Below are 23,522 nucleotides of genomic sequence, written 5' to 3' on the forward strand. Positions count from 1 at the left end.
ACCTGCAAGAATTCATCGACGGGAGAACAAGCCGACCGTCACGGCAACGGCAACAAGCGCGATAGCGGTGCAGACGGGCCACTCGAGCGTGTCGCCGTCGTGGAAGAGTTGAGTGACATTGCCGGCCATGTGCGCGATGACGGCCCCCGCCACGCCGATCAGCACCGCCATCCACAGCGCGACGTGGCTCGCACGCCGCAGCGGATGTAGCCACCAGCTGGCCGCGCCGACAACGGCGCCAAGAATGATCAGTCCGGGCCAACCCATTAGCGTCCACCGCCCATCAATTTAAGACTGTTCTGATAGGCGGCTGTTTTGTCGATGGCTAGCATTTTTTTCTCTTTCACTAGAAGGTCCGCGCGGCTTTCTGCGTAGCGGTTGAGTTTAGGGGCCGGGGTGAGGTTAAGCAAGCTGAAAGCCTCCTGTGCCAGACCGCTGCATCCACCCCACCGTCCATGCGAATTGCCCTTATTGAGCCTGACCTCCGGCATGCGGAAATCGTCGGCCGGCTACTGCTTGCCGGGGGGCATGCGTGTCATCACTTCCCCTCCAGCGCGCCTTTTGTGACGGGCGCCGCGAGCGAATTCTTCGATCTCCTCCTCACCGCCGCCTATTGCGGCGACGCTCCCGCGGAAGACGTGATCATGCAGGTGCGTCAGGTTCTGCCGGGCCTGCCCGTCATCGCCATGATGACGACGCCGCGCGAAAGCGAACTGGTCGCAATGTTGCAGGCAGGCGCCGACGACTGCCTGTCGAAGCCCGTGCGCGGTCCCGAAATGCTGGCCCGCATCGAAGCGTTGATGCGCCGCGCCGGCGTCCGCCGCCCGCGCAACCGCGCGCGCGAAATGTTCGGCGAGTATGCATTCGACGCCGGCCGCTCCGTCGTCAGCTTTCGGGGCCAGAGCATCACGCTGACACCGAAAGAACTCCAGTTCGCGCTGCTGCTGTTTACGAATATGTCGCGGCCGGTGTCGCGCGCGCATATCCTGGAGACCGTCTGGTCGCGCCGCCGCGACGTAAAGTCGCGCACGCTCGACACGCACGCGTCGCGCATCCGCACCAAGCTCGAACTTCGGCCGGAATTCGGCTACACCCTTACGCCGTTGTACGGCTACGGCTACCGTCTGGACCAGATTCCACTCGAAAACACGGATAGCGCGGATAAACCCGCGCCGACTGAAAGAATCGCGGAAACGCTATAATATTGGGCCTAACCATAGCCCCAATACGTCGCGCCTAAAACGCCCAGTGTCCCCGTGCAACTGCTAACGATCGGAATCAACCATCACACCGCGCCCGTCGCCTTGCGCGAACGCGTGGCGTTTCCGGTCGAACAGATCAAGCCGGCACTGTCGACGTTCAAAGACATTTTCCTCGGCCGCACGGCCCGCACGGCGCCGGAAGCGGCCATCCTGTCCACCTGCAACCGCACCGAGCTCTACTGCGCCACCGACGACCAGGCCGCCCGCGAGGCCGCCATCCACTGGCTGTCGAAGTACCACAACATCACCGTCGACGAACTCGCGCCGCACGTATACGCGCTGCCGCAGTCGGAGGCCGTGCGCCACGCGTTTCGCGTCGCGTCGGGGCTGGACTCGATGGTGCTGGGCGAGACGCAGATCGTCGGCCAGATGAAGGATGCCGTGCGCACGGCGTCGGAAGCGGGCGCGCTCGGCACCTACCTGAACCAGTTGTTCCAGCGCACCTTCGCCGTCGCGAAAGAGGTGCGCACCACGACTGAAATCGGGGCGCAATCGGTGTCGATGGCCGCCGCCGCGGTGCGTCTCGCGCAGCGCATTTTCGACAAGGTGTCGAATCAGCGCGTGCTGTTCATCGGCGCGGGCGAGATGATCGAACTGTGCGCGACACACTTTGCCGCGCAACAGCCGCGCGAGCTGGTCGTCGCGAACCGCACGGCCGAGCGCGGCCAGCGTCTCGCCGAACGCTTCAACGGCCGGGCGATCCCGCTGTCGGAATTGCCCACCCGCATGCACGAGTTCGACATCATCGTGTCGTGCACGGCATCGACGCTGCCCATCATCGGTCTTGGCGCCGTCGAGCGCGCGGTGAAGGCACGCCGTCACCGCCCCATTTTCATGGTCGATCTCGCCGTGCCGCGCGACATCGAACCGGAAGTCGGCAAGCTCGAAGACGTATTCCTGTACACCGTCGACGACCTCGGCGCGATCGTCCGCGAAGGCAATGCGTCGCGCCAGGCCGCCGTCGCGCAGGCCGAGACGATCATCGAAACGCGCGTGCAGAACTTCATGCAGTGGCTCGACGCGCGCAGCATCGTGCCCGTCATCCGCCACATGCACACGCAAGCGGACGCGCTGCGCCGCGCCGAAGTCGAAAAGGCGCAAAAGCTGCTCGCGCGCGGCGACGATCCGGCTGCCGTGCTCGAAGCGCTATCGCAGGCGCTCACCAACAAGCTGATCCACGGTCCTACGCACGCGCTCAACCGCGCGAGCAGCGAGGAACGCGATTCGCTCATCGAACTGATGAGCGGCTTCTACAAGCACGCTCACTCTTCTTCCGAGCGTTAGCGGCGCTACACGCCGCGGCATCGCGCGGGTTGCCGACCAGGCCCGCGTGGTGCTTCATCTCATTGTCCGGGGCTTTCGTCCCGGGTTATCGTCCCGATTTCCCGAATCAGCCGTCCTTTCCGGAGCCCGCTCCGACCGCCCTAATGAAAACGAGCATGCAAGCCAAGCTCGACCAGCTCACCACCCGGCTGGCCGAACTGAACGACCTGTTGAGCCGCGAAGACATCACGACGAACATCGACCAATACCGCAAGCTCACGCGCGAACACGCGGAACTGCAGCCCGTCGTCGAGCATTACGGCCTATGGCGCCAGTCCATGACCGACGCGGCCACCGCGCAGGAACTGCTGTCGGATGCATCGATGAAGGACTTCGCGGAGGAGGAAATCCGCTCGGCGCGCGATCAGATGGAAAAGCTCGAAGGCGAGTTGCAGAAAATGCTGCTGCCGAAAGACCCGAACGACGAGCGCAACATCTTCCTCGAAATCCGCGCGGGCACGGGCGGGGACGAATCGGCGCTGTTCGCGGGCGACCTGCTGCGCATGTACCTGCGCTACGCGGAACGCAACCGCTGGCAGGTCGAGATGATGTCGGCGAGCGAATCGGATCTGGGCGGCTACAAGGAAGTGATCGTGCGGATCGCGGGCGACGCCGCGTATTCGAAGCTGAAGTTCGAATCGGGCGGTCACCGCGTGCAGCGCGTGCCCGCCACGGAAACGCAGGGCCGCATCCACACGTCGGCGTGTACGGTGGCGGTGATGCCGGAAGCGGATGAAATCGGCGAAGTCGAGATCAACCCCGCCGATCTGCGCATCGACACGTTCCGCGCGTCCGGCGCGGGCGGCCAGCACATCAACAAGACCGACTCCGCCGTGCGCGTCACGCACCTGCCCACAGGTATCGTGGTCGAATGTCAGGACGACCGCTCGCAGCACAAGAACAAGGATCGCGCGCTGAAAGTGCTCGCCGCGCGCATCAAGGACAAGCAGTACCACGAGCAGCACGCGAAGGAAGCCGCGACGCGCAAGAGCCTGATCGGCTCGGGCGACCGTTCGGAGCGCATCCGCACCTATAACTTCCCGCAAGGCCGTCTCACCGATCACCGCATCAACCTGACGCTGTATCGCCTCGAATCGATCATGGAAGGCGATCTCGACGAGCTGATCGCGGCTCTCGTGTCCGAGCATCAGGCGGAACTGCTTGCGTCGCTGGGCGACGCGGACTGAGCGGCGCGCATGAATACCGTCGACACCGTCGCCACGTTGCTTCACGCGTCGCCGCTGCCCGCGCTCGAAGCGCGCATTCTGCTCGGGCACGCGTTGGGCTGGCGTCGCACGGAACTGATCACACGCGCGGGCGACGCCCTCGACACCGCCAAGGTGGCGGCCTTTCGCGATCTGCAAGCACGGCGCGTGGCGGGCGAGCCGATCGCGCAACTGATCGGCTCGCGTGAGTTCTTCGGGCTCGAGTTCCAGGTCACGCGCGACGTGCTGATTCCACGGCCCGAAACCGAACTGCTCGTCGAAACGGCCGTGCAGGCGCTCGAGGGCCGCGCCGCGCGCTCGCGCGTGCTCGATCTCGGCACGGGCACGGGGGCGATTGCTGTGTCGATCGCGTGGTCGCGGCCGGACGCACGCGTTTGGGCCGTCGACCGTTCCGCCGAAGCGCTAGCCGTTGCCGGGCGCAACGCCACCAGGCTCCTCGAACCGAAACGCCCGGGCGGCGACCTGCAATTCGCGCAGAGCGACTGGTACGCCGCGCTCGACGACTCGCTCACGTTCGACGTGATCGTCAGCAACCCGCCGTATATCGCGAGCGGCGATCCGCATCTGTCGCAAGGCGATCTGCGTTTCGAGCCGCGCGGCGCGCTCACCGACGAAGCCGACGGTCTGTCGGCAATCCGCGCGATCGTCGCCGGCGCGCCGGCGCGGCTCGTGCCGAACGGCGTGCTGTGGATGGAGCACGGCTACGATCAGGCCGAAGCCGTTCGCGCGATCCTCGCGGCGCAAGGTTTTGCCGACGTGCGTTCGGAACGCGATCTGGCGGATATCGAACGCATCAGCGGCGGTCGCTGGCCGGGTTGATGCGCTGCGGCGCGCCCGCGCCGATCCAGCCGCCGGTCGCTATCAGAGAAATCCGCTATCATTTCACTCTATCTCTTATACACACCGGAACCGCAAGGTCAGTCATGGACACGCAACAACGCATCAAGCAAATCGTCGACGAAAACCCCGTCGTGCTCTTCATGAAAGGCAACGCGCAATTCCCGATGTGCGGCTTCTCGGGCCGCGCGGTGCAGATTCTGAAGGCATGCGGCGTCGATCAGTTCAAGACGGTCAACGTCCTCGAAGACGACGAAGTGCGCCAGGGCATCAAGGAATTCTCGAACTGGCCGACCATCCCGCAGCTGTACGTCAACGGTGAATTCGTCGGCGGCTCGGACATCATGATGGAGATGTATCAGTCGGGCGAACTGCAGCAACTCTTCGCTGCTGCTTAAGCGACGAGAGACGGCGCCGCACGTCATGGAAACACGCGCCGCGGCGCCTCGCCGTCTCATCGTCGCCATTACGGGAGCGACGGGTGCCATTTACGGCGTCCGGCTGCTCCAGACGCTGCGCAAACTGGGCGGCGTCGAAAGCCATCTGCTGATTTCCAGCGCCGGATGGCTCAATATCCAGCACGAACTCCAATTGTCGCGTGAAGACGTGCATCCGCTCGCGGATGTCGTTCATTCCGTGCGCGACGTCGGCGCGAGCATCGCGTCCGGCTCGTTCTCGACCGACGGCATGATCATCGCGCCGTGTTCGATGAAAACGCTCGCGAGTGTCGCGCACGGGCTTTCCGACAATCTGATCACGCGCGCCGCCGATGTGACACTGAAGGAACGTCGACGGCTCGTGCTGATGGTGCGGGAAACGCCGTTCAACCTCGCGCATCTGCGCAACATGACGGCGGTGACCGAAATGGGCGGCGTGATTTTTCCGCCGCTGCCCGCCTTCTACAATCGGCCCGAGACAGTTGATCAAATGGTCGACGATACCGTCGCCCGCGTGCTCGACCTGTTCGCGCTGGGTCCGGCGCTCGCGCCCGCGTGGCAAGGGTTGAACAGTCCGCCGCAGTGAAGCGCACGGCCCGCGCCGCTGATTCGCAACTGCCACGAGACAATCAAATCCCCGTTTCGCCGTTTATCAAATGGCAGTGCGGCCTTATATTCGCTTCAACGAAACTTATCCGGCCTTCATCCGGCCCGCGCTGCCATGACCCGCTTGCCTTCACTATTCCTGTCGCACGGCGCACCGACGCTGCCGATCGACCCGTCGATGCCACGCGCGGAATTCGCGTCCCTGTCTGCTGAAGTGCCGCGCCCAAAGGCGATACTGATGCTGTCCGCTCATTGGATGACGCAGCAACCCACGGCCAGCACCTCGGACGCGCCAGAGACGATTCATGACTTCTATGGCTTCCCGCGTCAGTTGTACGAGATTCAGTACCCGGCTCCGGGCGCGCCCGATATCGCGCGCCGCGCCGCCACACTGCTCGGCGAACAGGGCATTCCGACCGCGACGCAACCGCACGGTCTCGACCACGGCGCATGGGTGCCGATGCTGCTGATGTTCCCGCACGCCGACGTGCCGATCGCACAATTGTCGATCCAGCCAAGGCTCGATCCCGCGCATCACTTCCGCGTCGGGCGCGCGCTGCGCCCGCTGCAGGACGAGGGCGTGATGATCGTCGGTTCGGGGCAGATCACGCACAATCTGCGCGAAGCGGATTTCTCGGCACGGCCGGAAGATGCCGATCCGCGCGTCACCGAGTTCACCGACTGGTTCGAAGCGCGCCTCGCCGACCGCGATATCGATGCGTTGCTCGATTACCGGCGTCAGGCGCCGCACGCCGCGTTCATGCATCCGACGGATGAACACCTGCTCCCCGTGTTCGCCGCGCTGGGCGCCGCGCCGGACGACTACACGCTCGGCATTCAGTCGCTCGGGACGTTCCAGCGATCGCTGGCGATGACCAACTACGTGTTCGGCACCGCGTAAGCGCCCGGCCGCGCATCGCAAATAGAAAAAGCCCGCCAGAACCTGGCGGGCTTTTTCATTGGACAAGCAATCGATCGCCGTCGATCAGGCGCCGATACCTTCGAGAATCTCGTCGTGCGACTCACGCTCATTCAGATACTCGGTGCGATAGCCCGTATGCACGCCCCAGTAGTAGAAGATCAGCGAGAACACGATGACGACCAGCATGTCCCAGCCATACGGCAGCACGCCGAGACCGCCAAACTGCTTGCTGCCGATCAGCGACAGAATCGCCATGACGGGCAGATACGCCACCAGCCACCATGCCGCCTTCAGATCCTGGTTGAAGCCTTCGAAGCCCGACTTCGCCTGGAAGTAGAAGTACACGGGGAGCGCAACGATCATCAGCAGAATGATCTCGCCCGTCAGCGGCCACTTCGCCCAGTACAGGATCAGCGACGCGCACACGAACGCGAACGGCGCGATCACGCTCATGCCGCGAATGTGCAGCGGACGCTCGAGGTCGGTCGCCGCGCGGCGCAGCGCCATCAGGCTGATCGGGCCCGTCAGGTACGAGATCACGGTCGCCACCGAAATGACGGCCGCCAGCGAGCTCCAGCCACGGAAGAAGAACAGGAAGATGAACGACACCAGCAGGTTGAACCACATCGCCGGGCGCGGCACGCCGTACAGCGGATGCACGGTGCCGAAGATCTTCGGCATCGTGTTATTACGCTCCATCGCGTAGATCATGCGCGTCGTGGTCGCCATGTAGGTCGTGCCCGTGCCGCTCGGGCTCACGAACGCGTCGACGTACAGCAGGATAGCCAGCCAGTTCAGGTTCAGCGCGATCGCCAGTTCCGCGAACGGCGACTTGAAGTTGAACTGATCCCAGCCCTTCATCACGTCAGCCGGATTCACCGAGCCGATGTACGCAACCTGCAGCAGCACGTAGATCACCAGCGCCAGCAGGATCGAGCCGATCACCGCGAACGGCACGCTCTTCGCCGGATTGCGCGCTTCGCCTGCCAGGTTGATCGGGCTCTGGAAGCCGTTGAACGCGAACACGATGCCGCTCGTCGCCACCGCCGTCAGCACCGCCGACCAGCCGTACGGCGCGAAGGCGCCCGCGCCGCCAAGACTTTCGCCGAGGTTTTCCTTGTGGAAGCCGCTCATCATCAGACCAAGAATGGTCAGGCCCGGGATGATGAACTTGAAGATCGTGATGGCCGTGTTCGCACGCGCGAACACCTTCACGCCCCAGTAGTTCAGCAGGAAGTAGACGACCACCAGCACGGCCGACAGCAGCAGACCGGGTGTCGTCAGCTCGCTGTTGATGAAGAGGTTGTGCGCCCATTCGTACGGCCAGGTGCTCATGTACTGGATCGACGCTTCAGCCTCGATCGGAATCACCGACACGATTGCAATCCAGTTGGCCCATGCGCTGATAAAGCCGACCAGCGCGCCGTGCGAGTAGCGCGCGTAACGCACCATGCCGCCGGACTCGGGGAACATCGCGCCGAGTTCCGCATAGGTCAACGCGATTGCGAGAATCACGATTGCGCCGATCACCCACGCGCACAGCGCCGCAGGGCCCGCGATCTTGGCCGCCTTCCAGGCGCCGAACAGCCAGCCGGACCCGATAATCGAGCCGAGCCCCGTCAGCATCAGCGCGAATGGGCCAATGTGCCGTTGAATAGAACTTTTCACGTCTTCTCCTATATCTGAAAGCACGCCGCTGCCGCGGCCGTTAAAGACACGGCTTGAAGTCATAGGAAAGACCAGGGCATACGGCGAGCGATCGCGAACGCGATTGCGAGTTCTGTTTCACAGGTGCAACCGGCCGCGCGCGGGGCGTAGTTTAACGGTTGCACCGCGCTATTGCAGTCAAAATACGATTGAGCCCTACAAAAAAACCGCGGAAATAGCAAGCTTTGTAAGCAATTTAGTACCCAATATCCCCGATCCATATGAGGATTTAAAGATTACGGTTGACCTTCTCTCGAAATGCCCGTATAAAGGACGGGCAGGATTTCAAGCGGCGAGTGAATTGGTTCTTTCGTAGTTCGCCCATCAACGGTACTCCGGTTGGTCCTATTACCCTTCCTTGATTTTCATGCACCCTCGGGCTTCGGCCTTATTCACCATTTTTAGGAAACAGTAATATGGAAACCGGTACCGTCAAGTGGTTCAATGACGCAAAGGGCTTTGGTTTTATCACGCCGGACGCCGGCGGCGAAGATCTGTTCGCGCATTTCTCGGAAATCCGCGTAGAAGGCTTCAAGACGCTGCAGGAAAACCAAAAGGTTACCTACGACGTCAAGACGGGCCCGAAGGGCAAGCAGGCCGCTAACATCAAGCCGGTCTAAGCTTAGCTTCCTTCCGGACGCAGAAAAACCCCGCCAAGGCGGGGTTTTTTCTTTTCTGCGGTTAATCGGGATTTCGGCGCGAAATCCAAAATCTTTACTGGAATACGCGCTGGGCGTGAATACCCAGCCCGGTTGCAACACTGGCAAGACGGTCGCCGAATACGGGACGCGCATCAGGAAACGCCGCAGCCAGCGCGCCCGACAAGAACGCCAGTCCCGTCGATCCCCCCGTGAAGTACAGCGCATCGACATCGCGCGGCGCGACGCCCGCACGCTGCACGGTGTCGCGCGCGGCCTGGACGATGCGCTGCGTCTCGTCCTTGCCCGCCGCGATCAGTTGCGCTTCGTCGAATGCGAGGCGCAAATCCTCCTCGACGATTTCCAGATCGATCAGCGTCTCGCCGCCCGCCGCCACGCCAATCTTCGCTTCTTCAGCGTGCGCCGCGAGCGCATGGCCGAAACGCTGCTCCACGACGCGCATCAGCCGGTCGTGATGCCGGGTGTCCGAATACAGATGCCGCATCAACCCGAGTTCGGACACGCGTTTTGGCGTGTAGATCGTGTTGATCAGATGCCAGGTGGCGAGGTCGAAGTAAATACGGTTCGGCACTTCGCGCCCTTCCGGGTCGAGCGATTGATAGCCGAGTTCGCGCAGGATCGTCGCCAGCTCGACGCGCCGGTCGAAGTCCGTTCCGGCGACGTGCACACCGTGATGCGCGAGCACGTCGTCCTTGCGCTCGATACGCTTCATCCGCTCCGGGCCGACGCGCACCAGCGAGAAGTCCGACGTGCCGCCGCCGATATCGGCCACCAGCACCAGCCCTTCCTGCGTGAGATGCGCTTCGTAATCGAAGGCGGCCGCGATCGGCTCGTACTGGAAGTGAATCTCGCTGAGACCGATCGAGCGCGCCGCCGCTTCGAGCTGCTGCTGCGCGAGCTGATCGGCACGCGGATCGTCGTCGACGAAAAACACCGGGCGCCCGAGCACCGCGCGGCTGATCGGCGTACCCGCCGTCTGTTCGGCGCAGCGCTTCAGATGCGTGACGAAGATCGCGATCACGTCGGTGTATTTGATCGCGGAGCCGTCGCCGAGGTCCGTATTGTTGTCGGCGAGTGCCGAGCCGAGAATGCTCTTCATCGAGCGCATCAGCCGGCCGTCGAAGCCGTCGACATACGCTTCCAGCGCCGCGCGGCCGTACTCGCGCCGGTTTTCGTCGGTGTTGAAGAAGACGGCCGTGGGCAGCGTCGTGTAGGCGCCTTCGACAGGCGCCAGCTTCAGCGCCGCCTGACCGGCTGGCGAAGCGCCGACCGGGACGGCAACTGCCGAATTCGACGTGCCGAAGTCAATCGCGCAATAGGTCATGGCAGGATTCGCCGCTCACGCAGGCGCGCACAGAAAAAGGGACGGGCTTTGTAACATGAAAGCTGTGACACCATCAACCGTCGGCGCACCGTGCACGCAGTGGCGATGGGGAATGCGAATTGCTTCATCGAAAGGTCGCGCCGGGCTCGAATGAATCCGACAGGATACGCTGTTCGAAGCCCGCTTACAGAATCCTCAGAAATCTTGCCTGAGCATCGGCTCGCTCAATTGGCTCAATTGGCTCGTTTGGCTCATTTGGCTCGCTCATTCAGGAGACTCGATGCAGGAACCTCCCGCCGCCACGGTTCGCGCCGAACCGGCCAGCATCGTCGAAACCGATCTGCCTTCGCGGCTCGACCGCCTGCCGTGGGGCCGCTTCCATTCGCTGATCGTCGTCGCGCTCGGGGTGACGTGGCTGCTCGACGGGCTGGAGGTGACGCTCGCGGGTTCCGTCGCGAGCGCGTTGAAGTCGAGCGCGGTGTTGCGCTTCTCGAACGCGGACGTGGGATTGGCCGGCAGCGCGTATATCGCCGGCGCCGTGCTGGGCGCGCTCGGCTTTGGCTGGCTGACCGACCGGCTCGGCAGGCGCAAGCTGTTCTTCGTCACGCTCGCGCTGTATCTCGCGGCGACGGCGGCGACCGCGTTCTCGTGGAATCTCACGAGTTTTTTGCTGTTTCGCTTCCTGACGGGCGCGGGCATCGGCGGCGAGTACACCGCCATCAATTCGACGATCCAGGAATTCACGCCCGCGCGGGTGCGCGGACACACCGATCTCGCGATCAACGGCACGTTCTGGATCGGCGCGGCGCTTGGCGCGGTCGGTTCGCTGGTGATGCTCGACCCGCATCTGCTGCCCGGCGACTGGGGCTGGCGCGCGTGCTTCTTTATCGGCGCGGCGCTCGCCCTGGCAATCCTGCCGATGCGCGCATGGATACCCGAAAGTCCGCGCTGGCTGCTCACGCACGGTGAAGAAAGGCAAGCGCGCGAAATAGTCGAAGGGATCGAGGCGCGCTTTCGCGCGGAACATCACGCGCTCGCCGACGATGCACTCATGCGCCTGCGCCTGCGCGCCCGCGAACACACCACGCTGCGCGAGGTCTTCCATACGCTGTTCATGGTGCACCGGCGCCGGGCGCTGGTCGGGCTGTCGCTGATGACGGCGCAAGCGTTCTTCTACAACGCGATTTTCTTCACCTACGCGCTGGTGTTGACCGATTTCTATCACGTGCCCGGCGACCATGTCGGCTGGTACATCCTGCCGTTCGCGCTCGGCAATTTCGCGGGTCCGCTGCTGATCGGCAGGCTGTTCGACGTGATCGGACGCCGCAAGATGATCACTGCGACTTACGCGATTTCGGCGTTGCTGCTGACCGTGAGCGGTTACCTGTTCGAACAGCAATTGCTCACCGTGACGACGCAGACCATCGCGTGGATGGTGATTTTCTTCTTCGCGTCGGCGGCGGCGAGTTCGGCGTATCTGACCGTCAGCGAATCGTTTCCACTTGAAATCCGTGCGCTCGCGATTGCGGTGTTCTACGCGTTCGGTACCGCGCTCGGCGGTATCGCGGGGCCGGCGTTTTTCGGCCGGCTGATCGACACGCAGCAGCGCAGCGAAGTGTTTTCGGGTTATCTGGTCGGCTCGGCGCTGATGCTGGCCGCCGCGGTGGTCGCGGCAATCTGGGGCGTGGACGCGGAACGGCGGCCGCTCGAAAGCGTCGCCGCGCCGCTATCCGTGATCGACGACGAATGAGCCCTGGAGAGCGCCGCGCAATAAAAAACGCGGCCGTCGGCCGCGTTCCATGTCGAACCATTCACGCGCTGACAACCACTCAGAACGCCTTGTTCCATCCGCCCGCAAAAGCGATGTCGCCGAGCGGCACACGCGTGCGCGCCGCCTTTTCGCGCTCGCGCAGCACCGGGTCGAGTTTGTCGACGTCGCCGTAATGGCCGAGTGAAATCATCGCGATCACCTCGATGTCATCGGGCACCGCGAACGCCTTGCGGAATGCGTTGACGTCGAAGCCGCTCATCTGATGCGCAGCGAGCCCGAGTGCATGCGCCTGCAACACCAGCGACAGCGCCGCCGCGCCCGCGTCGTAAGGCGCGCAACGATTGACTTCGCCCTTCGCCGTCAGCGTGTGCGCCGTCACGCAGATCAGCACCGGCGCCTTTGCATTCCAGCCCTGATTGAAGGGCACGAGCGTGTCGAAAGCTTTCTTGAAGGAGACGTCGTCCGTGGTGCGATCGAACACCACGAAGCGCCAAGGCTGCAGGTTGTACGACGAAGGCGCCCAGCGCGCCGCCTCGAGCACCGTGCGCAGCTGCTCGCGCGTCACGGGCTCGCTCGAATACGCGCGCGGGCTCCAGCGGCCGGCGATCAGGTCATGAATGGGAACGTCGGTGCGTGCGGGTTTGGTGGTCATGCGCATTTCTCGGTCGAAATTCATGATCGGCGGGCAGTGGCCCGAGGGCCCACTAGCATAACCCGAGCCGTCCGGTTCGCGCCCTGCTGGTCGCGCACATTTGAAACGCGAAAAGACATAAGAAAAGCGCGCCGCGGCCTTCGACCGCGACGCGCTCTTTCGCACTTCGAAGCGGGTTACCGCATCAAACGGCCTGCGCCGCTACGCTCCGCTCACCACGGTTGATCCGCAGCACGATGATCGACGCGACGATGCACAGTCCGCCGGAAATCATCGACGCCACCGTGTACGTGCCGAGACTCGCGCGCAGCATGCCCGCGCCGAGAGCCGCGAAGGCCGCGCCGAGCTGGTGACCCGCAACCACCCAACCGAACACCACGGGCGCCGAGTCCTTGCCGTACACATCGGTGGCGAGACGGACCGTCGGCGGCACGGTCGCGATCCAGTCGAGACCGTAGAACACCGCGAACAGCGGCAAGCCGAAGAAGTCGATGCCGAACGCGTGCGGCAGATACATCAGCGACAGGCCGCGCAGCCCGTAGTACCAGAACAGCAGCACGCGCGCGTTGAACCGGTCCGACAGCCAGCCCGACAGCGTCGTGCCGAACAGATCGAAAATGCCCATGGCCGCGAGCAGGGAAGCGCCCTGCACTTCCGTCATGCCGTAGTCGCCGCACATCGCGATCAAATGAGTGCCGACGTAGCCGTTCGTGCTCGCGCCGCAAATGAAGAAGCTGAAGAACAGCAGCCAGAAGTCGCGCGTCTTGCTCGCCATTGCCAGCGTGCCGAACGCGATTGCGAGCGGATTCTGCTTGCTCATATCGGATTTGACGGGCGAGTCGGCAGGTTCGCCGAACGGACGCAGCGCCATGTCGGCGGGACGCTCCGGCAGCAGGAACGCCACCAGCGGCAGCACGAGCGCCGCCGCGATCGCGACCGTCCACGCGACGGGCCGCCAGCCGTGATGCTGCGCGATCGCCGCGAGCAACGGCAGAAACACCAGTTGGCCCGTCGCCGAGCTAGCCGTGAGAATGCCCATCACGAGACCGCGATGCGTGCTGAACCAACGGTTCACGACCGTTGCCGACAGCGTCAGCGCCGCCACGCCCGTCGCGCCGCCGACCATCACGCCCCACACGAGAATCATCTGCCACGGATGCGTCATCAGCGACGACAGACCGACGCCCGCCGCCATCGTGCCGAGCGCCGTCAGAATGGTCGGACGCACGCCGAAACGCTGCATCGCGGCCGCCGCGAACGGCCCCATCAGACCGTACAGCGCGATGTTCACGGAAATGGCCAGCGAGATCGTCGCGCGACTCCAGCCGAAGTCATGTTCGAGCGGCACCATCATCACGCTCGGCGTCGCCCGTGTGCCCGCCGCCGCCAGCAGCACCAGAAACACCACGGCCACGGCTAGCCAGCCGTAGTGGAAACGCCCACCAATTATTCTTGCTGCCCAGTTCATCGGTTCTCCAAGGTTGCCGTCACGGCTCACGGTGCTGCGATGCCAGCCGCATCTGATCTTTACCGCTTTCGTAAAGGATTTGTGACTGACCTGTCACAATCGGTGTTGCGATGTTAGTTACCGATCGGTAACATGTCAAGGCGTCGACTCGAGGACCACAACACCATCATGGCTAATTCCGATACCGCCAAACGCGCGCTGAGCCGTCGTTCGCAAACGGCCGGTTCCGAAGCCCAGCAGCATCTCTTACGCGCCGCCGCCGATCTGTTCTACAGGGAAGGCGTGCGCGCGGTGGGCGTCGATGCCGTCGTCGAGCGGGCGGGCGTCAACAAGATGAGTCTGTACCGTCAGTTCTCCTCGAAAGACGATCTGGTGGTTGCGTATCTGGAGCAGTCGGACGAGCAGTTCTTCAGACGTTTCGACGAAAGTCTCGCCAAACATCCCGGTGAACCGAAAAAGCAGCTCGCCCAGTATTTCGAGGATCTGGCGCTCCGCGCGTCGAAAGAAGACTATCGCGGCTGTCCGTTCGTCAATGTATCGGCGGAATTTCCGGACCCCGCCCATCCGGCGCGGCTCTGCGTGCTGAACAACAAGACGAAGCTGATGGAGCGGCTCAACGCGCTCTGCACGGAGGCTGGCGCACGCGATCCGGGCGAGCTGGCAAACGCGCTCGCATTGCTGATCGAAGGGATCTACGCGTCCAGCCAGACATACGGCCCGGGTTGTGGACCCATTACGGTCGCGCCGCGAGTGGCGGCGCAACTTGTCGCGCTGGCGTGTGGAGAGGCGTCGGTAGAATAGCGGTTTTGCTTTTCCCGCTGCGCCGCCATGTCTTCAACGTCCCCTGATTCGCACAATGCCATTCTCGACGCCACGCGGCACTGGCTGACGCGGGCCGTGATCGGGCTGAACCTGTGCCCATTCGCGAAGGCCGTGCATGTGAAGAAGCAGATTCGCTACGCGATCAGCGAAGCGACCGGCATGGAAGGCGTATTGGCTGATCTGGAATCCGAACTGCGCACTTTGGCGGATGCCGATCCCGCCGCCATCGACACGACGCTGCTCATCATTCCGCACGCGCTCGGCGAATTCCTCGAATACAACGACTGCCTGTTCTTCGCGGAGCGGATGCTGAAGCAACTGCGCCTCGAAGGCACGCTGCAGATCGCCAGCTTTCACCCTCAGTATCAATTCGAAGGCCACGAGCCGGACGATATCGAAAACTTCACGAATCGCGCGCCCTATCCGATTCTGCATTTGCTGCGGGAAGCCAGTATCGATCGCGCGGTCGACGCCTTTCCGGACGCCGCCGACATCTACGAGCGCAACATGGAAACGTTGCGCCGTCTCGGTCCTGAAGGCTGGCACACATGGATGAGCGAGCCGGCCAAAGACTGACCGGCTACGGCTCGCCCGATCTCAAGCCTCGACGTAAAACCGCTCGCGCAATTCCGCAATGCCGAGCGTGTCCATCACTTCATTGAGCCGCTCGGTGGGCCGCCGGCGCGGCAAATCCTTATAGGTCGCGACGATGAGCTCGTTCTTCATCGAATGCTCCCAGCCGACCAGCTCCGTCACGTTGACCTGATAGCCGTGCGCTTCCAGTTGCAGACAACGCAGCACGTTGGTGATCTGGCTGCCGAACTCACGCGTATGCAGCGGGTGCCGCCAGATCTCCGTCAATGCGTTCGCCAGCGACTTGCCCTTGTTCCTGCGCAGCACGCCCGCCACTTCCGCCTGGCAGCACGGCACGACGACGATGTATTTCGCATGTTTTTCGAGCGCGAAGCGGATGGCGTCGTCGGTGGCGGTATCGCACGCGTGCAAGGCAGTGACGATGTCCACGTTCGGCGGAAGTTTGTCCGATGTGATCGATTCGGCTACGGAAAGATTAAGAAACGACATACCCTTGAAGCCGAGGCGTGCCGCAAGCGCTTCTGACTTCGAGACGAGTTCCTCGCGCGTCTCAATGCCGTAGATATGCGAGTTATCCCGCAGTTCCTTGACGAACAGGTCGTAGAGAATAAAGCCGAGGTAGGACTTGCCCGCGCCGTGATCAACAAGGGACAGTTCGCCTTTCGTCTCTTTCACGTCTTGGAGCAGTGGCTCGATGAACTGAAACAGGTGGTAGACCTGCTTGAGCTTGCGGCGGCTGTCCTGATTCATCTTGCCGTCGCGCGTGAGGATATGGAGTTCCTTCAGTAGCTCGACGGACTGGTTAGGACGGACTTCGTAGGATTTGCTGGACATCGAATGAGCGTGCCACCGATTGCATCGCGAACGTGCGTCAGGTGACGGAAAAAGGGAGAAGTGTCTGTCAGTTTACCCAAAGCGCGAAGGACGGTGCCGATTCTTGCGCGCGGACAGCGACACCGCACCCCGCCTGGAATAGTTCGTGCGTGAGCATTGCCCGGGTTCGAGCATGCTGAGCATGTGTGTCGCAAGGCAGTCGTCAGATGCGAGCCAGATAGCGCATGGCGGCTTGCAGAACGCATAAAGAAAGACAAGCTACCGGTTACTGCAACGTCGAAGAACCGCCGGTACGCCTGGGGGAGGTCGAGCCGGAACAAAGGTTCGAACGTTACGTAACCTGAAGTGCGCCGGGACTGCTACGAAGCGCGCTCGGATCTGATGAGGCGGTAAATGGATACGACACCCAACGGAAACGCCGAGCAGAAGTTTCAGGAGCTCATGGCGAAGCTGCTGGCCACGCCCGAGTGGACAGAAAAGCAGCAACTGGAACTCGAAATGGCGCGCGACATCTCGGTCGAGATGCTGCGGCTCGCGGAAGTCATGCGCGACGGCAGCGTCGATATGGAGACGTGCCTGACCCTGCTCAAATACGCGAAAGTGCTGGACTTCGTGATGACGACGCTCGCGTCGCGCCGCGACATCAAGCCTCAGACGCTGCGCGTAATCTTCAAACTGGCCGGACTCAAAGTCGACGAAGCCTATCCGGGCTGAGTCCGCCGACGGCTGCGCGGCCTGCTCGCGCAGCCGTCTTTCCGCTTTTCCACGTCTGCTGCGGCTCGGCGCCGCTTGCGACGGCCTTTGGCCAAGGTTTTGCGCCTCGGCGCACGCGACACTTGCGCGTCACTTCCCTTTCCCCTTCGCGTCTCAAATGCTGAGGCCGCTGCGTCGCAGCATGCGCCTGCACGCGATGACTCCTATCATGCCCAACTGGTTCGGCCCAAATTCAATAAGCGCATAAGACGCAAACCGCCTGTCCGTCCGAATCAGGCACTACGACAGTCCCGCCGCCAGAGCGGGACGCGCACACACAGCATCCGCCACACGCTCGCAGCACGCCCGTAGGAAAGCGGCCACCGGACCGGCATCGCCGAGGGGCGCCAACCATACGACAGATGCCGCCAATGGAGGAGACGTCGTCATGAGGAAAATGCGGTGGGTGGTGATCTTGCTGTGCTTTCTCGCTATCGCGGTGAACTACATCGACCGCGCGAACCTGGCCGTCGCCGCGCCTGAAATCCAGAAGGCGCTCGGCATCGGACCCGCGCAGATGGGCTTCATCCTGAGCGGCTTTTTCTGGACTTACGCGCTGATGCAGATGCCGTTCGGCTGGTTTGTCGATCGCGTCGGTGCGCGCATCGCGTTGCCGCTCGCGGTCGGCTGGTGGTCGTTGTTCACGGCGGCGACGGCGGGCGCGAGCAGCGTCGCGGGGATGTTCGGCTGCCGGCTCATGCTCGGCGTCGGCGAAGCGGGCGCGTATCCGTCGTGCGCGAAGCTCGTCAGCCAGTGGTTCAAGCCGTCGCAGCGCGCGCTCGCGACGAGCATCTTCGATAGCGGCTCGCGCGTCGGCTCGGCGCTGTCGATACCCGTCGTCGCGCTGATCATCGGCACGCTTGGCTGGAAGGCGTCGTTCGTCGTCACGGGGATCATCGGCGCGGTGTGGATTCTGGGCTGGCTCGCGATCTACCGCAGCCCGGCGCATGGCGACATGACGGGCGAACACGACGTCGTGCCCGATACCCGCGCCGCGCGCGCCGCCGACAAGGTCACGTGGGCGTCGCTGTTCCGCCATCGCACGCTGTGGGGCATGATGCTCGGCTTCTTTTGCCTGAACTTCGTGATCTATTTCTTCATCACGTGGTTTCCGAGCTATCTCGTGCAGACGCGCGGCTTTTCGCTGAAATCGCTCGGCACGCTCGGCATGATTCCCGCGCTGATGTCGATTCCGGGCGGCTGGATCGGCGGGCTGGTGTCGGATGCGCTGTTCCGGCGCGGCTGGAGCCTCACGGCCGCGCGCAAGACGTGCATGGTCGGCGGCATGCTGCTGTCGTCAGTGATCACGCTGTCGGCGTTCACGTCGAATGTTTATCTGATGCTCGCGTTCTTCGGCATTGCGTACGGCAGCCTCGCGTTCGCCGCCGCCAGCATCTGGTCGCTGCCCGCCGACGTCGCGCCCACGCCGCGTCACGTCGCGTCGATCAGCGGTATCCAGAATTTCGCGTCGAACCTGGCGGGGATCGTCATCACCACGTTCACGGGCATCATGGTCGCGTTGACCAAAGGCTCGTTCACGATTCCGCTGGTCGTCGCGGGTGGCTTCTGCTTTCTGGGCGCGTTCAGCTATCTTGTGATCGTCGGCCGCATCGAACCGCTGCCCGCCGATCCCGAGCGCCCCTACGTGCCGGAAGGCGCGCAACGCTCGCACGTTTGATCTTTCAATAAGGCACCGAATCATGTCGACAGCCATCGCCGCGCACGCCGCCATCCGTCTTCATCCAAACGACGACGTGATCATCGCGACGCGCCAGCTCGTATCGGGCACACGCATCGAATCCGAGGACCTGGTGGTGACGGGTCTGATTCCGCCTGGCCACAAGATCGCGACGCGCGCGATCGCGAAGGGCGAGCCCGTCAAGCGCTACAACCAGATCATCGGTGTCGCGCGCGACGCGATCGCACGCGGTCAGCATGTGCACACGCACAACCTGAGCATGGCCGAATTCGCCCGCGATCACGAATTCGGCGTCGACACGCATCCGACTGCCGCGGCCCGCGAGCCGGCGCATTTCATGGGCATCCGTCGCGCGGAGGGCCGCGTCGCGACGCGCAACTACATCGGCATTCTGACGAGCGTGAACTGTTCGGCAACCGTCGCGCGCGCGATCGCCGATCATTTCCGGCGCGACGTGCATCCGGAAGAACTCGCGGCTTTCCCGAACGTCGACGGTGTGATCGCGTTGACACATGGACTTGGCTGCGGCGTCGATCTGCGCGGCGAAGGCATGGCGATCCTGCAGCGCACGCTCGCGGGCTACGCGGCGCATGCGAACTTCGCTTCCGTGCTGTTCGTCGGGCTGGGCTGCGAGACGAACCAGATTGGCGGCGTGCTCGAATCGGGCGGTCTCGCCGACAACACCGCGCAACTGCGCAGCTTCACGATTCAGGACAGCGGCGGCACGCGCAAGACCATCGAGCGCGGCATCGCGATGGTGCGCGACATGCTCGCCGATGCAAACCGCGCGGTGCGAGAAAAGGTGAGCGCGTCGCATCTGACGGTCGGCTTGCAGTGCGGCGGCTCGGATGGCTATTCGGGCATCTCGGCGAATCCGGCGCTGGGCGCGGCCGTCGACCGGCTCGTGCAGCATGGCGGCACGGCGATACTGTCGGAGACGCCCGAAGTCTACGGCGCCGAGCATCTGCTCACGCGCCGCGCGGTAAGCCGCGAAGTCGGCGAGAAGCTGCTGGCGCGCATCGCGTGGTGGCAGGACTACTGCGCGCGCAACGGCGCGGCGCTCGACAACAATCCGTCGGCGGGTAACAAGGTCGGCGGCTTGACGACTATCCTCGAAAAGTCGCTCGGCGCGGTGGCGAAGGGCGGCACGACCAATCTCGTCGATGTGTACGAGTACGCGCAGCCGATTCACGCGAAGGGTTTCGTGTTCATGGATTCGCCCGGCTACGACCCGATGTCCGCGACGGGCCAGGTCGCGTCGGGCGCGAACCTGATCTGCTTCACCACCGGGCGCGGCTCCGCTTATGGCTGCGCGCCGTCGCCCTCGTTGAAGCTCGCGACGAACACCGCGCTGTGGGAACGCCAGGAAGAAGACATCGACATCAACTGCGGCGGCGTGATCGACGGCACGACCTCCATCGATCAGCTCGGCGCGGACATCTTTCAGATGATGCTCGACTGCGCGTCAGGTACGCGCTCGAAAAGCGAACTGCACGGCTATGGACAGAACGAGTTCGTGCCGTGGCAAGTCGGCGTGGTGACCTGAGCGCGGACTGACGGGACTGACGTCATGCGGCGGCAGGCGCGCCGAGCGGCGGGGTGCCGTCGTGGAACATGGACTTCAGTTGCGCGCGCAGTTCGGGCGAGTCGCTGTGCTTGTGCGCCTGCATCGCATGCGCGACGGCGGCTTCGAGCAGTTCGCTTTCCGAATCTGCGCACAGGGCGACCGTGCAGTTGATGTCGCTCGGGCATTCGCGGCAATCGATGTATTTGCGGCCCATGACAGACTCCTCAGATCAAAGTGACCGCGCGCAACGCGTGCGTCGGCGTCGCCCCGGCGTCTTTGACGCGAGGCTTCGGGCAGCGGCGAAAAATGCGTGAGTCGTGCGCGGCGGGGCGGCGCGGCGTGCGCCGGCAAGGAAGGTGCGTGAGAAAAGTATAGGTCGCGCTGTGTGTCTGCCTGCACCGGGTTTGCCCCGCTTCCAGGCGGGTGGGACAATACCGGCCTTCGCGCCGAGCGCATGTCACCGCCATTCACGTCACTTTCCACCGATGCCGAATTCGTCCGATCACCCCACGCATCACGCCCGCGTTGCCGTCATCGGCGGCGGCCCTGCGGGGCTGATGGCCGCCGAAGCGCTGGCGCGCGGCGGCGCGCGCGTCGACGTGTATGACGCGATGCCGTCCGTCGGACGCAAGTTTCTGATGGCGGGCAAAGGCGGTATGAACATCACGCACTCCGAGCCGATCGAGCCGTTTCTCGGCCGCTACGGCAAGCGCCGCGCCGACATCGCGCCGTTGCTCGATGTGTTCGGCCCGCACGCGCTGCGCGCGTGGCTTGATGAACTGGGCGTCGCGACCTTCGTCGGCAGCTCGGGCCGCGTGTTTCCGACTGACATGAAAGCGGCGCCGATGCTGCGCGCGTGGCTGCATCGGTTGCGGGAAGCGGGCGTGCAATTTCACATGCGGCATAAATGGATCGGCTGGCTTGCGCCCGCTTCGTCCGGCATGCACGGCTTGCGCTTCGCGACGCCCGACGGCGAGCGCGAAGTGAGCGTCGATGCCGTTGTGTTCGCACTGGGCGGCGGCAGCTGGGCGCGGCTCGGCTCCGATGCCGCGTGGGTCACGTTGATGCAGCAACGCGAGATTCCCGTCGCGCCGCTCTTGCCAGCGAACTGCGGCTTCGACGCGAACTGGACCGGGTACTTCCGCGAACGCTACGCGGGCCAGCCGGTGAAGCCGGTTTCGATCGCCGTCGAAAGCGTGGACGGCACGGTCCAGCATCGACAAGGTGAGTTCGTCGTGACCTCGACGGGGATCGAAGGGAGCCTCGTGTATGCGCTGTCTTCAGTGATTCGCGACCGCCTGCTTGCCGATGGCGAAGCGACGATAACGCTCGATCTCGCGCCGGGCCTGAGCGCGCAGCGCGTGATCGACGAAGTGACGCGGCCGCGCGGCTCGCGTTCGATGTCGAGTCATTTGCATAGCCGTATCGGCATTACGGGCGTGAAGCTCGGCTTGCTGCACGAGTGTCTGTCGAAGGAAGACTTCGCCGATGCCGCGAAGCTCGCGCAAGCCATCAAGTCATTGCCGCTGCGGCTGACTCACGCACGGCCCATCGACGAAGCGATCAGCAGTGCGGGCGGCATTCCCTTCGAAGCGCTCGATGACGCGTTGATGCTCCGCCAACTGCCCGGCGCGTTCTGCGCGGGCGAGATGCTCGACTGGGAAGCGCCGACGGGCGGCTATCTGTTGACTGCGTGCTTCGCCAGCGGCCTTGTCGCTGGACAAGGCGCGCTGGCTTATATCGTTCGGCGCTAGATCGCCGGATCACCAGATCACAAGGTCACGGCTTCGTTGCGGCTCTTTTGGCCTTGAGCCGCCACAACGACGTGACTTCGGCTTTACGCGCGGCGTGCAGCGGATCGGCGGCGTCCGTTGCTTTCGGATGACGCGGCTTGATGTCCTCGCGTCCCGCGACGACCAGACCCGCGTTGTCGATTGCACTCAGCAGCCAGTCGCGCGTGCGCATGCCCAGATGTTCCGCGAAGTCCGACAGGATCAGCCAGCCCTCGCCGCCCGGTGAAAGATGAGCGCTGAGTCCGTTCAGAAAGCCAAGCAGCATCCGGCTTTCGTAGTCGTACACGGCATTCTCGACGGGCGACGCCGGACGCGCCGGCACCCACGGCGGATTGCAGACGACCAGCGGTGCGCGGCCTTCGGGGAACAGATCGGCCGCGATCACCTCGACCTGGCTGTCGTAGCCGAGCCGCGTCAGGTTCTCTTTTGCACAAGCGAGCGCGCGTGGGTCCTGATCGGTCGCGACGATACGCTTGACGCCCCGCTTCGCGAGCACCGCCGACAGCACGCCCGTGCCGACACCGATATCGAACGCCTTTTCGACGGAAGGCAATGGCGTTCGCGCGACCAGATCGACATATTCGCCGCGCACGGGCGAAAACACGCCGTAGTACGGATGGATGCGCTCCTGCAAAGCGGGAATCTCGACGCCCTTCTTGCGCCACTCGTGCGCGCCGATCATACCCAGCAGTTCGCGCAACGAGACCACGGACGGTTCCTGCGCAGGCGGGCCGTAGACTTCTTCGCAGGCCTGCTGGACATTCGGCGCGCGGCGCAATGGAATGGTGTAGTCGGCTTCGAGCGGAATCAGCAGCATGCCGAGCGTGCGCGCGCGTTGCGACTGCGCTTGCCGGTGCAGGTTGAAGGCGTCGAGCGGGGTTTCAGCAACCTGTTTTCGCGGCTTGCGTTCGAGCCGGCGGGTCATCGCTTGCAGCAACTGACGCGCGTTCTGGAAGTCGCCGCGCCAGAGCAGCGCCGTGCCCTCGCAGGCGAGGCGATAGGCGGCGTCGGCCGTCGTGCGGTCGTCGGCGATCACGACGCGCTTCGCGGGCGGAACGGCGGCTTCCGAGCGCCAGCGCGCGGATTGCGGGCCGTCGGCTTCGGGCCAGGTCAGGGTGGGGAAGTTGGTCATGTCCGTATTCTATTGAACCGTTGGGCCTCGTCGACATCGTGTCCGTTTTGGAGGGATGAGACGTTTGAGGACGACTGAACGGAGACTGTGGAGTGGACCAAAGAAAAACGGGTTACACGGTATGCCCGTGTAAC

General features: G+C 63.7%; 24 protein-coding genes. 15 read left to right on the forward strand and 9 right to left on the reverse strand.

The genetic code is table 11. The features are described from left to right. Nucleotides 1-12 precede the first annotated feature (12 nt). Together C2L66_RS14340 and C2L66_RS40655 are read right to left on the reverse strand one after the other, a co-directional pair. Nucleotides 13-267 carry a hypothetical protein gene (locus tag C2L66_RS14340; RefSeq protein WP_054929089.1) on the reverse strand — a complete coding sequence of 85 codons (255 nt, stop codon included), beginning with the start codon at nucleotides 265-267 and terminating at the stop codon, nucleotides 13-15. Then, nucleotides 267-410 (reverse strand): hypothetical protein, encoded by a 144-nt coding sequence (locus C2L66_RS40655; RefSeq protein ID WP_156516618.1) that lies wholly within the window; start codon nucleotides 408-410, stop codon nucleotides 267-269. The genes C2L66_RS14340 and C2L66_RS40655 overlap by 1 nt, the downstream gene beginning before the upstream one ends. 45 nt (nucleotides 411-455) lie before the next feature. On the opposite strand from C2L66_RS40655, the gene C2L66_RS14345 reads away from it, so the two are divergent. The 7 genes from C2L66_RS14345 (at nucleotide 456) to C2L66_RS14375 (ending at nucleotide 6,592) form a co-directional block, all read left to right on the forward strand. Continuing rightward, on the forward strand, nucleotides 456-1,202 hold the full coding sequence (locus tag C2L66_RS14345) for a response regulator transcription factor (protein WP_054929090.1): 747 nt from the start codon (nucleotides 456-458) through the stop codon (nucleotides 1,200-1,202). A 54-nt stretch (nucleotides 1,203-1,256) separates the two neighbouring features. Continuing rightward, nucleotides 1,257-2,546 (forward strand): glutamyl-tRNA reductase, encoded by a 1,290-nt coding sequence (gene hemA / locus C2L66_RS14350; RefSeq protein ID WP_060599629.1) that lies wholly within the window; start codon nucleotides 1,257-1,259, stop codon nucleotides 2,544-2,546. A 143-nt stretch (nucleotides 2,547-2,689) separates the two neighbouring features. Further along, nucleotides 2,690-3,772 carry a peptide chain release factor 1 gene (gene prfA, locus C2L66_RS14355; RefSeq protein WP_060599628.1) on the forward strand — a complete coding sequence of 361 codons (1,083 nt, stop codon included), beginning with the start codon at nucleotides 2,690-2,692 and terminating at the stop codon, nucleotides 3,770-3,772. 9 nt (nucleotides 3,773-3,781) lie between these two features. Then, nucleotides 3,782-4,630, forward strand: a complete 849-nt coding sequence (gene prmC, locus C2L66_RS14360) for a peptide chain release factor N(5)-glutamine methyltransferase (RefSeq protein WP_060599627.1) — start codon at nucleotides 3,782-3,784, stop codon at nucleotides 4,628-4,630. A 104-nt stretch (nucleotides 4,631-4,734) separates the two neighbouring features. After that, on the forward strand, nucleotides 4,735-5,046 hold the full coding sequence (grxD, locus tag C2L66_RS14365; protein ID WP_035989050.1) for a Grx4 family monothiol glutaredoxin: 312 nt from the start codon (nucleotides 4,735-4,737) through the stop codon (nucleotides 5,044-5,046). A 25-nt stretch (nucleotides 5,047-5,071) separates the two neighbouring features. Further along, nucleotides 5,072-5,671, forward strand: a complete 600-nt coding sequence (locus tag C2L66_RS14370) for a UbiX family flavin prenyltransferase (RefSeq protein ID WP_060599626.1) — start codon at nucleotides 5,072-5,074, stop codon at nucleotides 5,669-5,671. Between the two features lie 135 nt (nucleotides 5,672-5,806). Beyond that, nucleotides 5,807-6,592, forward strand: a complete 786-nt coding sequence (locus tag C2L66_RS14375) for a DODA-type extradiol aromatic ring-opening family dioxygenase (RefSeq protein ID WP_054929095.1) — start codon at nucleotides 5,807-5,809, stop codon at nucleotides 6,590-6,592. Nucleotides 6,593-6,676: 84 nt separating this feature from the next. Here C2L66_RS14375 and C2L66_RS14380 read toward each other — a convergent pair whose 3' ends face one another. Continuing rightward, nucleotides 6,677-8,281: an APC family permease gene (locus C2L66_RS14380; protein WP_063803351.1), complete on the reverse strand. Its 1,605-nt coding sequence runs from the start codon at nucleotides 8,279-8,281 to the stop codon at nucleotides 6,677-6,679. Nucleotides 8,282-8,736: 455 nt separating this feature from the next. Here C2L66_RS14380 and C2L66_RS14385 point away from each other — a divergent pair, with 455 nt between their 5' ends. Further along, entirely contained in the window at nucleotides 8,737-8,940 is a 204-nt protein-coding gene (locus C2L66_RS14385) for a cold-shock protein (protein WP_007731769.1), read from the forward strand. Between the two features lie 94 nt (nucleotides 8,941-9,034). Here C2L66_RS14385 and C2L66_RS14390 read toward each other — a convergent pair whose 3' ends face one another. Next, nucleotides 9,035-10,303, reverse strand: a complete 1,269-nt coding sequence (locus C2L66_RS14390; RefSeq protein WP_060599624.1) for an Hsp70 family protein — start codon at nucleotides 10,301-10,303, stop codon at nucleotides 9,035-9,037. 280 nt (nucleotides 10,304-10,583) lie between these two features. On the opposite strand from C2L66_RS14390, the gene C2L66_RS14395 reads away from it, so the two are divergent. Continuing rightward, nucleotides 10,584-12,053, forward strand: a complete 1,470-nt coding sequence (locus C2L66_RS14395) for an MFS transporter (RefSeq protein WP_060599623.1) — start codon at nucleotides 10,584-10,586, stop codon at nucleotides 12,051-12,053. Between the two features lie 79 nt (nucleotides 12,054-12,132). Here the strand turns inward: C2L66_RS14395 and C2L66_RS14400 are convergent, their stop codons facing one another. Both C2L66_RS14400 and C2L66_RS14405 read right to left on the reverse strand, forming a co-directional pair. Then, entirely contained in the window at nucleotides 12,133-12,726 is a 594-nt protein-coding gene (locus C2L66_RS14400) for a nitroreductase family protein (protein ID WP_060602449.1), read from the reverse strand. A 184-nt stretch (nucleotides 12,727-12,910) separates the two neighbouring features. Further along, complete coding sequence (locus tag C2L66_RS14405) at nucleotides 12,911-14,194, reverse strand: MFS transporter (protein WP_060599622.1); 1,284 nt, start codon at nucleotides 14,192-14,194, stop codon at nucleotides 12,911-12,913. 168 nt (nucleotides 14,195-14,362) lie between these two features. On the opposite strand from C2L66_RS14405, the gene C2L66_RS14410 reads away from it, so the two are divergent. Further along, nucleotides 14,363-14,995 carry a TetR/AcrR family transcriptional regulator gene (locus C2L66_RS14410; protein ID WP_054929099.1) on the forward strand — a complete coding sequence of 211 codons (633 nt, stop codon included), beginning with the start codon at nucleotides 14,363-14,365 and terminating at the stop codon, nucleotides 14,993-14,995. Nucleotides 14,996-15,022: 27 nt separating this feature from the next. Beyond that, entirely contained in the window at nucleotides 15,023-15,592 is a 570-nt protein-coding gene (locus C2L66_RS14415) for a DUF1415 domain-containing protein (protein WP_060599621.1), read from the forward strand. Between the two features lie 21 nt (nucleotides 15,593-15,613). Here the strand turns inward: C2L66_RS14415 and C2L66_RS14420 are convergent, their stop codons facing one another. Further along, the gene (locus C2L66_RS14420) at nucleotides 15,614-16,444 is read right to left on the reverse strand and encodes a class I SAM-dependent methyltransferase (protein ID WP_054929101.1); all 831 of its coding nucleotides are present in this window, start codon (nucleotides 16,442-16,444) and stop codon (nucleotides 15,614-15,616) included. Between the two features lie 393 nt (nucleotides 16,445-16,837). On the opposite strand from C2L66_RS14420, the gene C2L66_RS14425 reads away from it, so the two are divergent. The 3 genes from C2L66_RS14425 to C2L66_RS14435 all read left to right on the forward strand — a co-directional run bounded on the left by C2L66_RS14425 (nucleotide 16,838) and on the right by C2L66_RS14435 (nucleotide 20,442). Further along, the gene (locus tag C2L66_RS14425; protein WP_007731784.1) at nucleotides 16,838-17,158 is read left to right on the forward strand and encodes a type II toxin-antitoxin system HicA family toxin; all 321 of its coding nucleotides are present in this window, start codon (nucleotides 16,838-16,840) and stop codon (nucleotides 17,156-17,158) included. Nucleotides 17,159-17,585: 427 nt separating this feature from the next. Continuing rightward, nucleotides 17,586-18,875, forward strand: a complete 1,290-nt coding sequence (locus C2L66_RS14430) for an MFS transporter (protein WP_035989029.1) — start codon at nucleotides 17,586-17,588, stop codon at nucleotides 18,873-18,875. Nucleotides 18,876-18,897: 22 nt separating this feature from the next. Further along, entirely contained in the window at nucleotides 18,898-20,442 is a 1,545-nt protein-coding gene (locus tag C2L66_RS14435) for a UxaA family hydrolase (protein WP_060599620.1), read from the forward strand. A gap of 22 nt (nucleotides 20,443-20,464) precedes the next feature. On the opposite strand, the gene C2L66_RS14440 is transcribed toward C2L66_RS14435, so the two are convergent. Next, on the reverse strand, nucleotides 20,465-20,677 hold the full coding sequence (locus C2L66_RS14440; protein ID WP_060599619.1) for a DUF1059 domain-containing protein: 213 nt from the start codon (nucleotides 20,675-20,677) through the stop codon (nucleotides 20,465-20,467). A gap of 271 nt (nucleotides 20,678-20,948) precedes the next feature. Between C2L66_RS14440 and C2L66_RS14445 the strand changes: the two genes are divergently transcribed. Then, nucleotides 20,949-22,217 carry a TIGR03862 family flavoprotein gene (locus C2L66_RS14445; protein ID WP_060599618.1) on the forward strand — a complete coding sequence of 423 codons (1,269 nt, stop codon included), beginning with the start codon at nucleotides 20,949-20,951 and terminating at the stop codon, nucleotides 22,215-22,217. Nucleotides 22,218-22,242: 25 nt separating this feature from the next. Here C2L66_RS14445 and C2L66_RS14450 read toward each other — a convergent pair whose 3' ends face one another. Then, nucleotides 22,243-23,388 carry a methyltransferase gene (locus C2L66_RS14450; protein WP_060599617.1) on the reverse strand — a complete coding sequence of 382 codons (1,146 nt, stop codon included), beginning with the start codon at nucleotides 23,386-23,388 and terminating at the stop codon, nucleotides 22,243-22,245. Nucleotides 23,389-23,522: the final 134 nt, after the last annotated feature.

This window comes from Paraburkholderia caribensis, from assembly GCF_002902945.1.
Lineage (GTDB): Bacteria > Pseudomonadota > Gammaproteobacteria > Burkholderiales > Burkholderiaceae > Paraburkholderia > Paraburkholderia caribensis.

What these genes read in the sequence shown, in the direction of transcription:
- C2L66_RS14375 (WP_054929095.1), top strand. Translation starts at nt 5,807, where the DNA reads ATGACCCGCTTGCCTTCACTATTCCTGTCGCACGGCGCACCGACGCTG.
- C2L66_RS14420 (WP_054929101.1), bottom strand. Translation starts at nt 16,444, where the DNA reads ATGTCCAGCAAATCCTACGAAGTCCGTCCTAACCAGTCCGTCGAGCTA.
- prfA (WP_060599628.1), top strand. Translation starts at nt 2,690, where the DNA reads ATGAAAACGAGCATGCAAGCCAAGCTCGACCAGCTCACCACCCGGCTG.
- C2L66_RS14385 (WP_007731769.1), top strand. Translation starts at nt 8,737, where the DNA reads ATGGAAACCGGTACCGTCAAGTGGTTCAATGACGCAAAGGGCTTTGGT.
- C2L66_RS14450 (WP_060599617.1), bottom strand. Translation starts at nt 23,388, where the DNA reads ATGACCAACTTCCCCACCCTGACCTGGCCCGAAGCCGACGGCCCGCAA.
- C2L66_RS14435 (WP_060599620.1), top strand. Translation starts at nt 18,898, where the DNA reads ATGTCGACAGCCATCGCCGCGCACGCCGCCATCCGTCTTCATCCAAAC.
- prmC (WP_060599627.1), top strand. Translation starts at nt 3,782, where the DNA reads ATGAATACCGTCGACACCGTCGCCACGTTGCTTCACGCGTCGCCGCTG.
- grxD (WP_035989050.1), top strand. Translation starts at nt 4,735, where the DNA reads ATGGACACGCAACAACGCATCAAGCAAATCGTCGACGAAAACCCCGTC.
- C2L66_RS14345 (WP_054929090.1), top strand. Translation starts at nt 456, where the DNA reads ATGCGAATTGCCCTTATTGAGCCTGACCTCCGGCATGCGGAAATCGTC.
- C2L66_RS14415 (WP_060599621.1), top strand. Translation starts at nt 15,023, where the DNA reads ATGTCTTCAACGTCCCCTGATTCGCACAATGCCATTCTCGACGCCACG.
- C2L66_RS14405 (WP_060599622.1), bottom strand. Translation starts at nt 14,194, where the DNA reads ATGAACTGGGCAGCAAGAATAATTGGTGGGCGTTTCCACTACGGCTGG.
- C2L66_RS14370 (WP_060599626.1), top strand. Translation starts at nt 5,072, where the DNA reads ATGGAAACACGCGCCGCGGCGCCTCGCCGTCTCATCGTCGCCATTACG.
- C2L66_RS14440 (WP_060599619.1), bottom strand. Translation starts at nt 20,677, where the DNA reads ATGGGCCGCAAATACATCGATTGCCGCGAATGCCCGAGCGACATCAAC.
- C2L66_RS14445 (WP_060599618.1), top strand. Translation starts at nt 20,949, where the DNA reads ATGCCGAATTCGTCCGATCACCCCACGCATCACGCCCGCGTTGCCGTC.
- C2L66_RS14425 (WP_007731784.1), top strand. Translation starts at nt 16,838, where the DNA reads ATGGATACGACACCCAACGGAAACGCCGAGCAGAAGTTTCAGGAGCTC.
- C2L66_RS14390 (WP_060599624.1), bottom strand. Translation starts at nt 10,303, where the DNA reads ATGACCTATTGCGCGATTGACTTCGGCACGTCGAATTCGGCAGTTGCC.
- C2L66_RS14395 (WP_060599623.1), top strand. Translation starts at nt 10,584, where the DNA reads ATGCAGGAACCTCCCGCCGCCACGGTTCGCGCCGAACCGGCCAGCATC.
- C2L66_RS14340 (WP_054929089.1), bottom strand. Translation starts at nt 267, where the DNA reads ATGGGTTGGCCCGGACTGATCATTCTTGGCGCCGTTGTCGGCGCGGCC.
- C2L66_RS14430 (WP_035989029.1), top strand. Translation starts at nt 17,586, where the DNA reads ATGAGGAAAATGCGGTGGGTGGTGATCTTGCTGTGCTTTCTCGCTATC.
- C2L66_RS14410 (WP_054929099.1), top strand. Translation starts at nt 14,363, where the DNA reads ATGGCTAATTCCGATACCGCCAAACGCGCGCTGAGCCGTCGTTCGCAA.
- C2L66_RS14400 (WP_060602449.1), bottom strand. Translation starts at nt 12,726, where the DNA reads ATGACCACCAAACCCGCACGCACCGACGTTCCCATTCATGACCTGATC.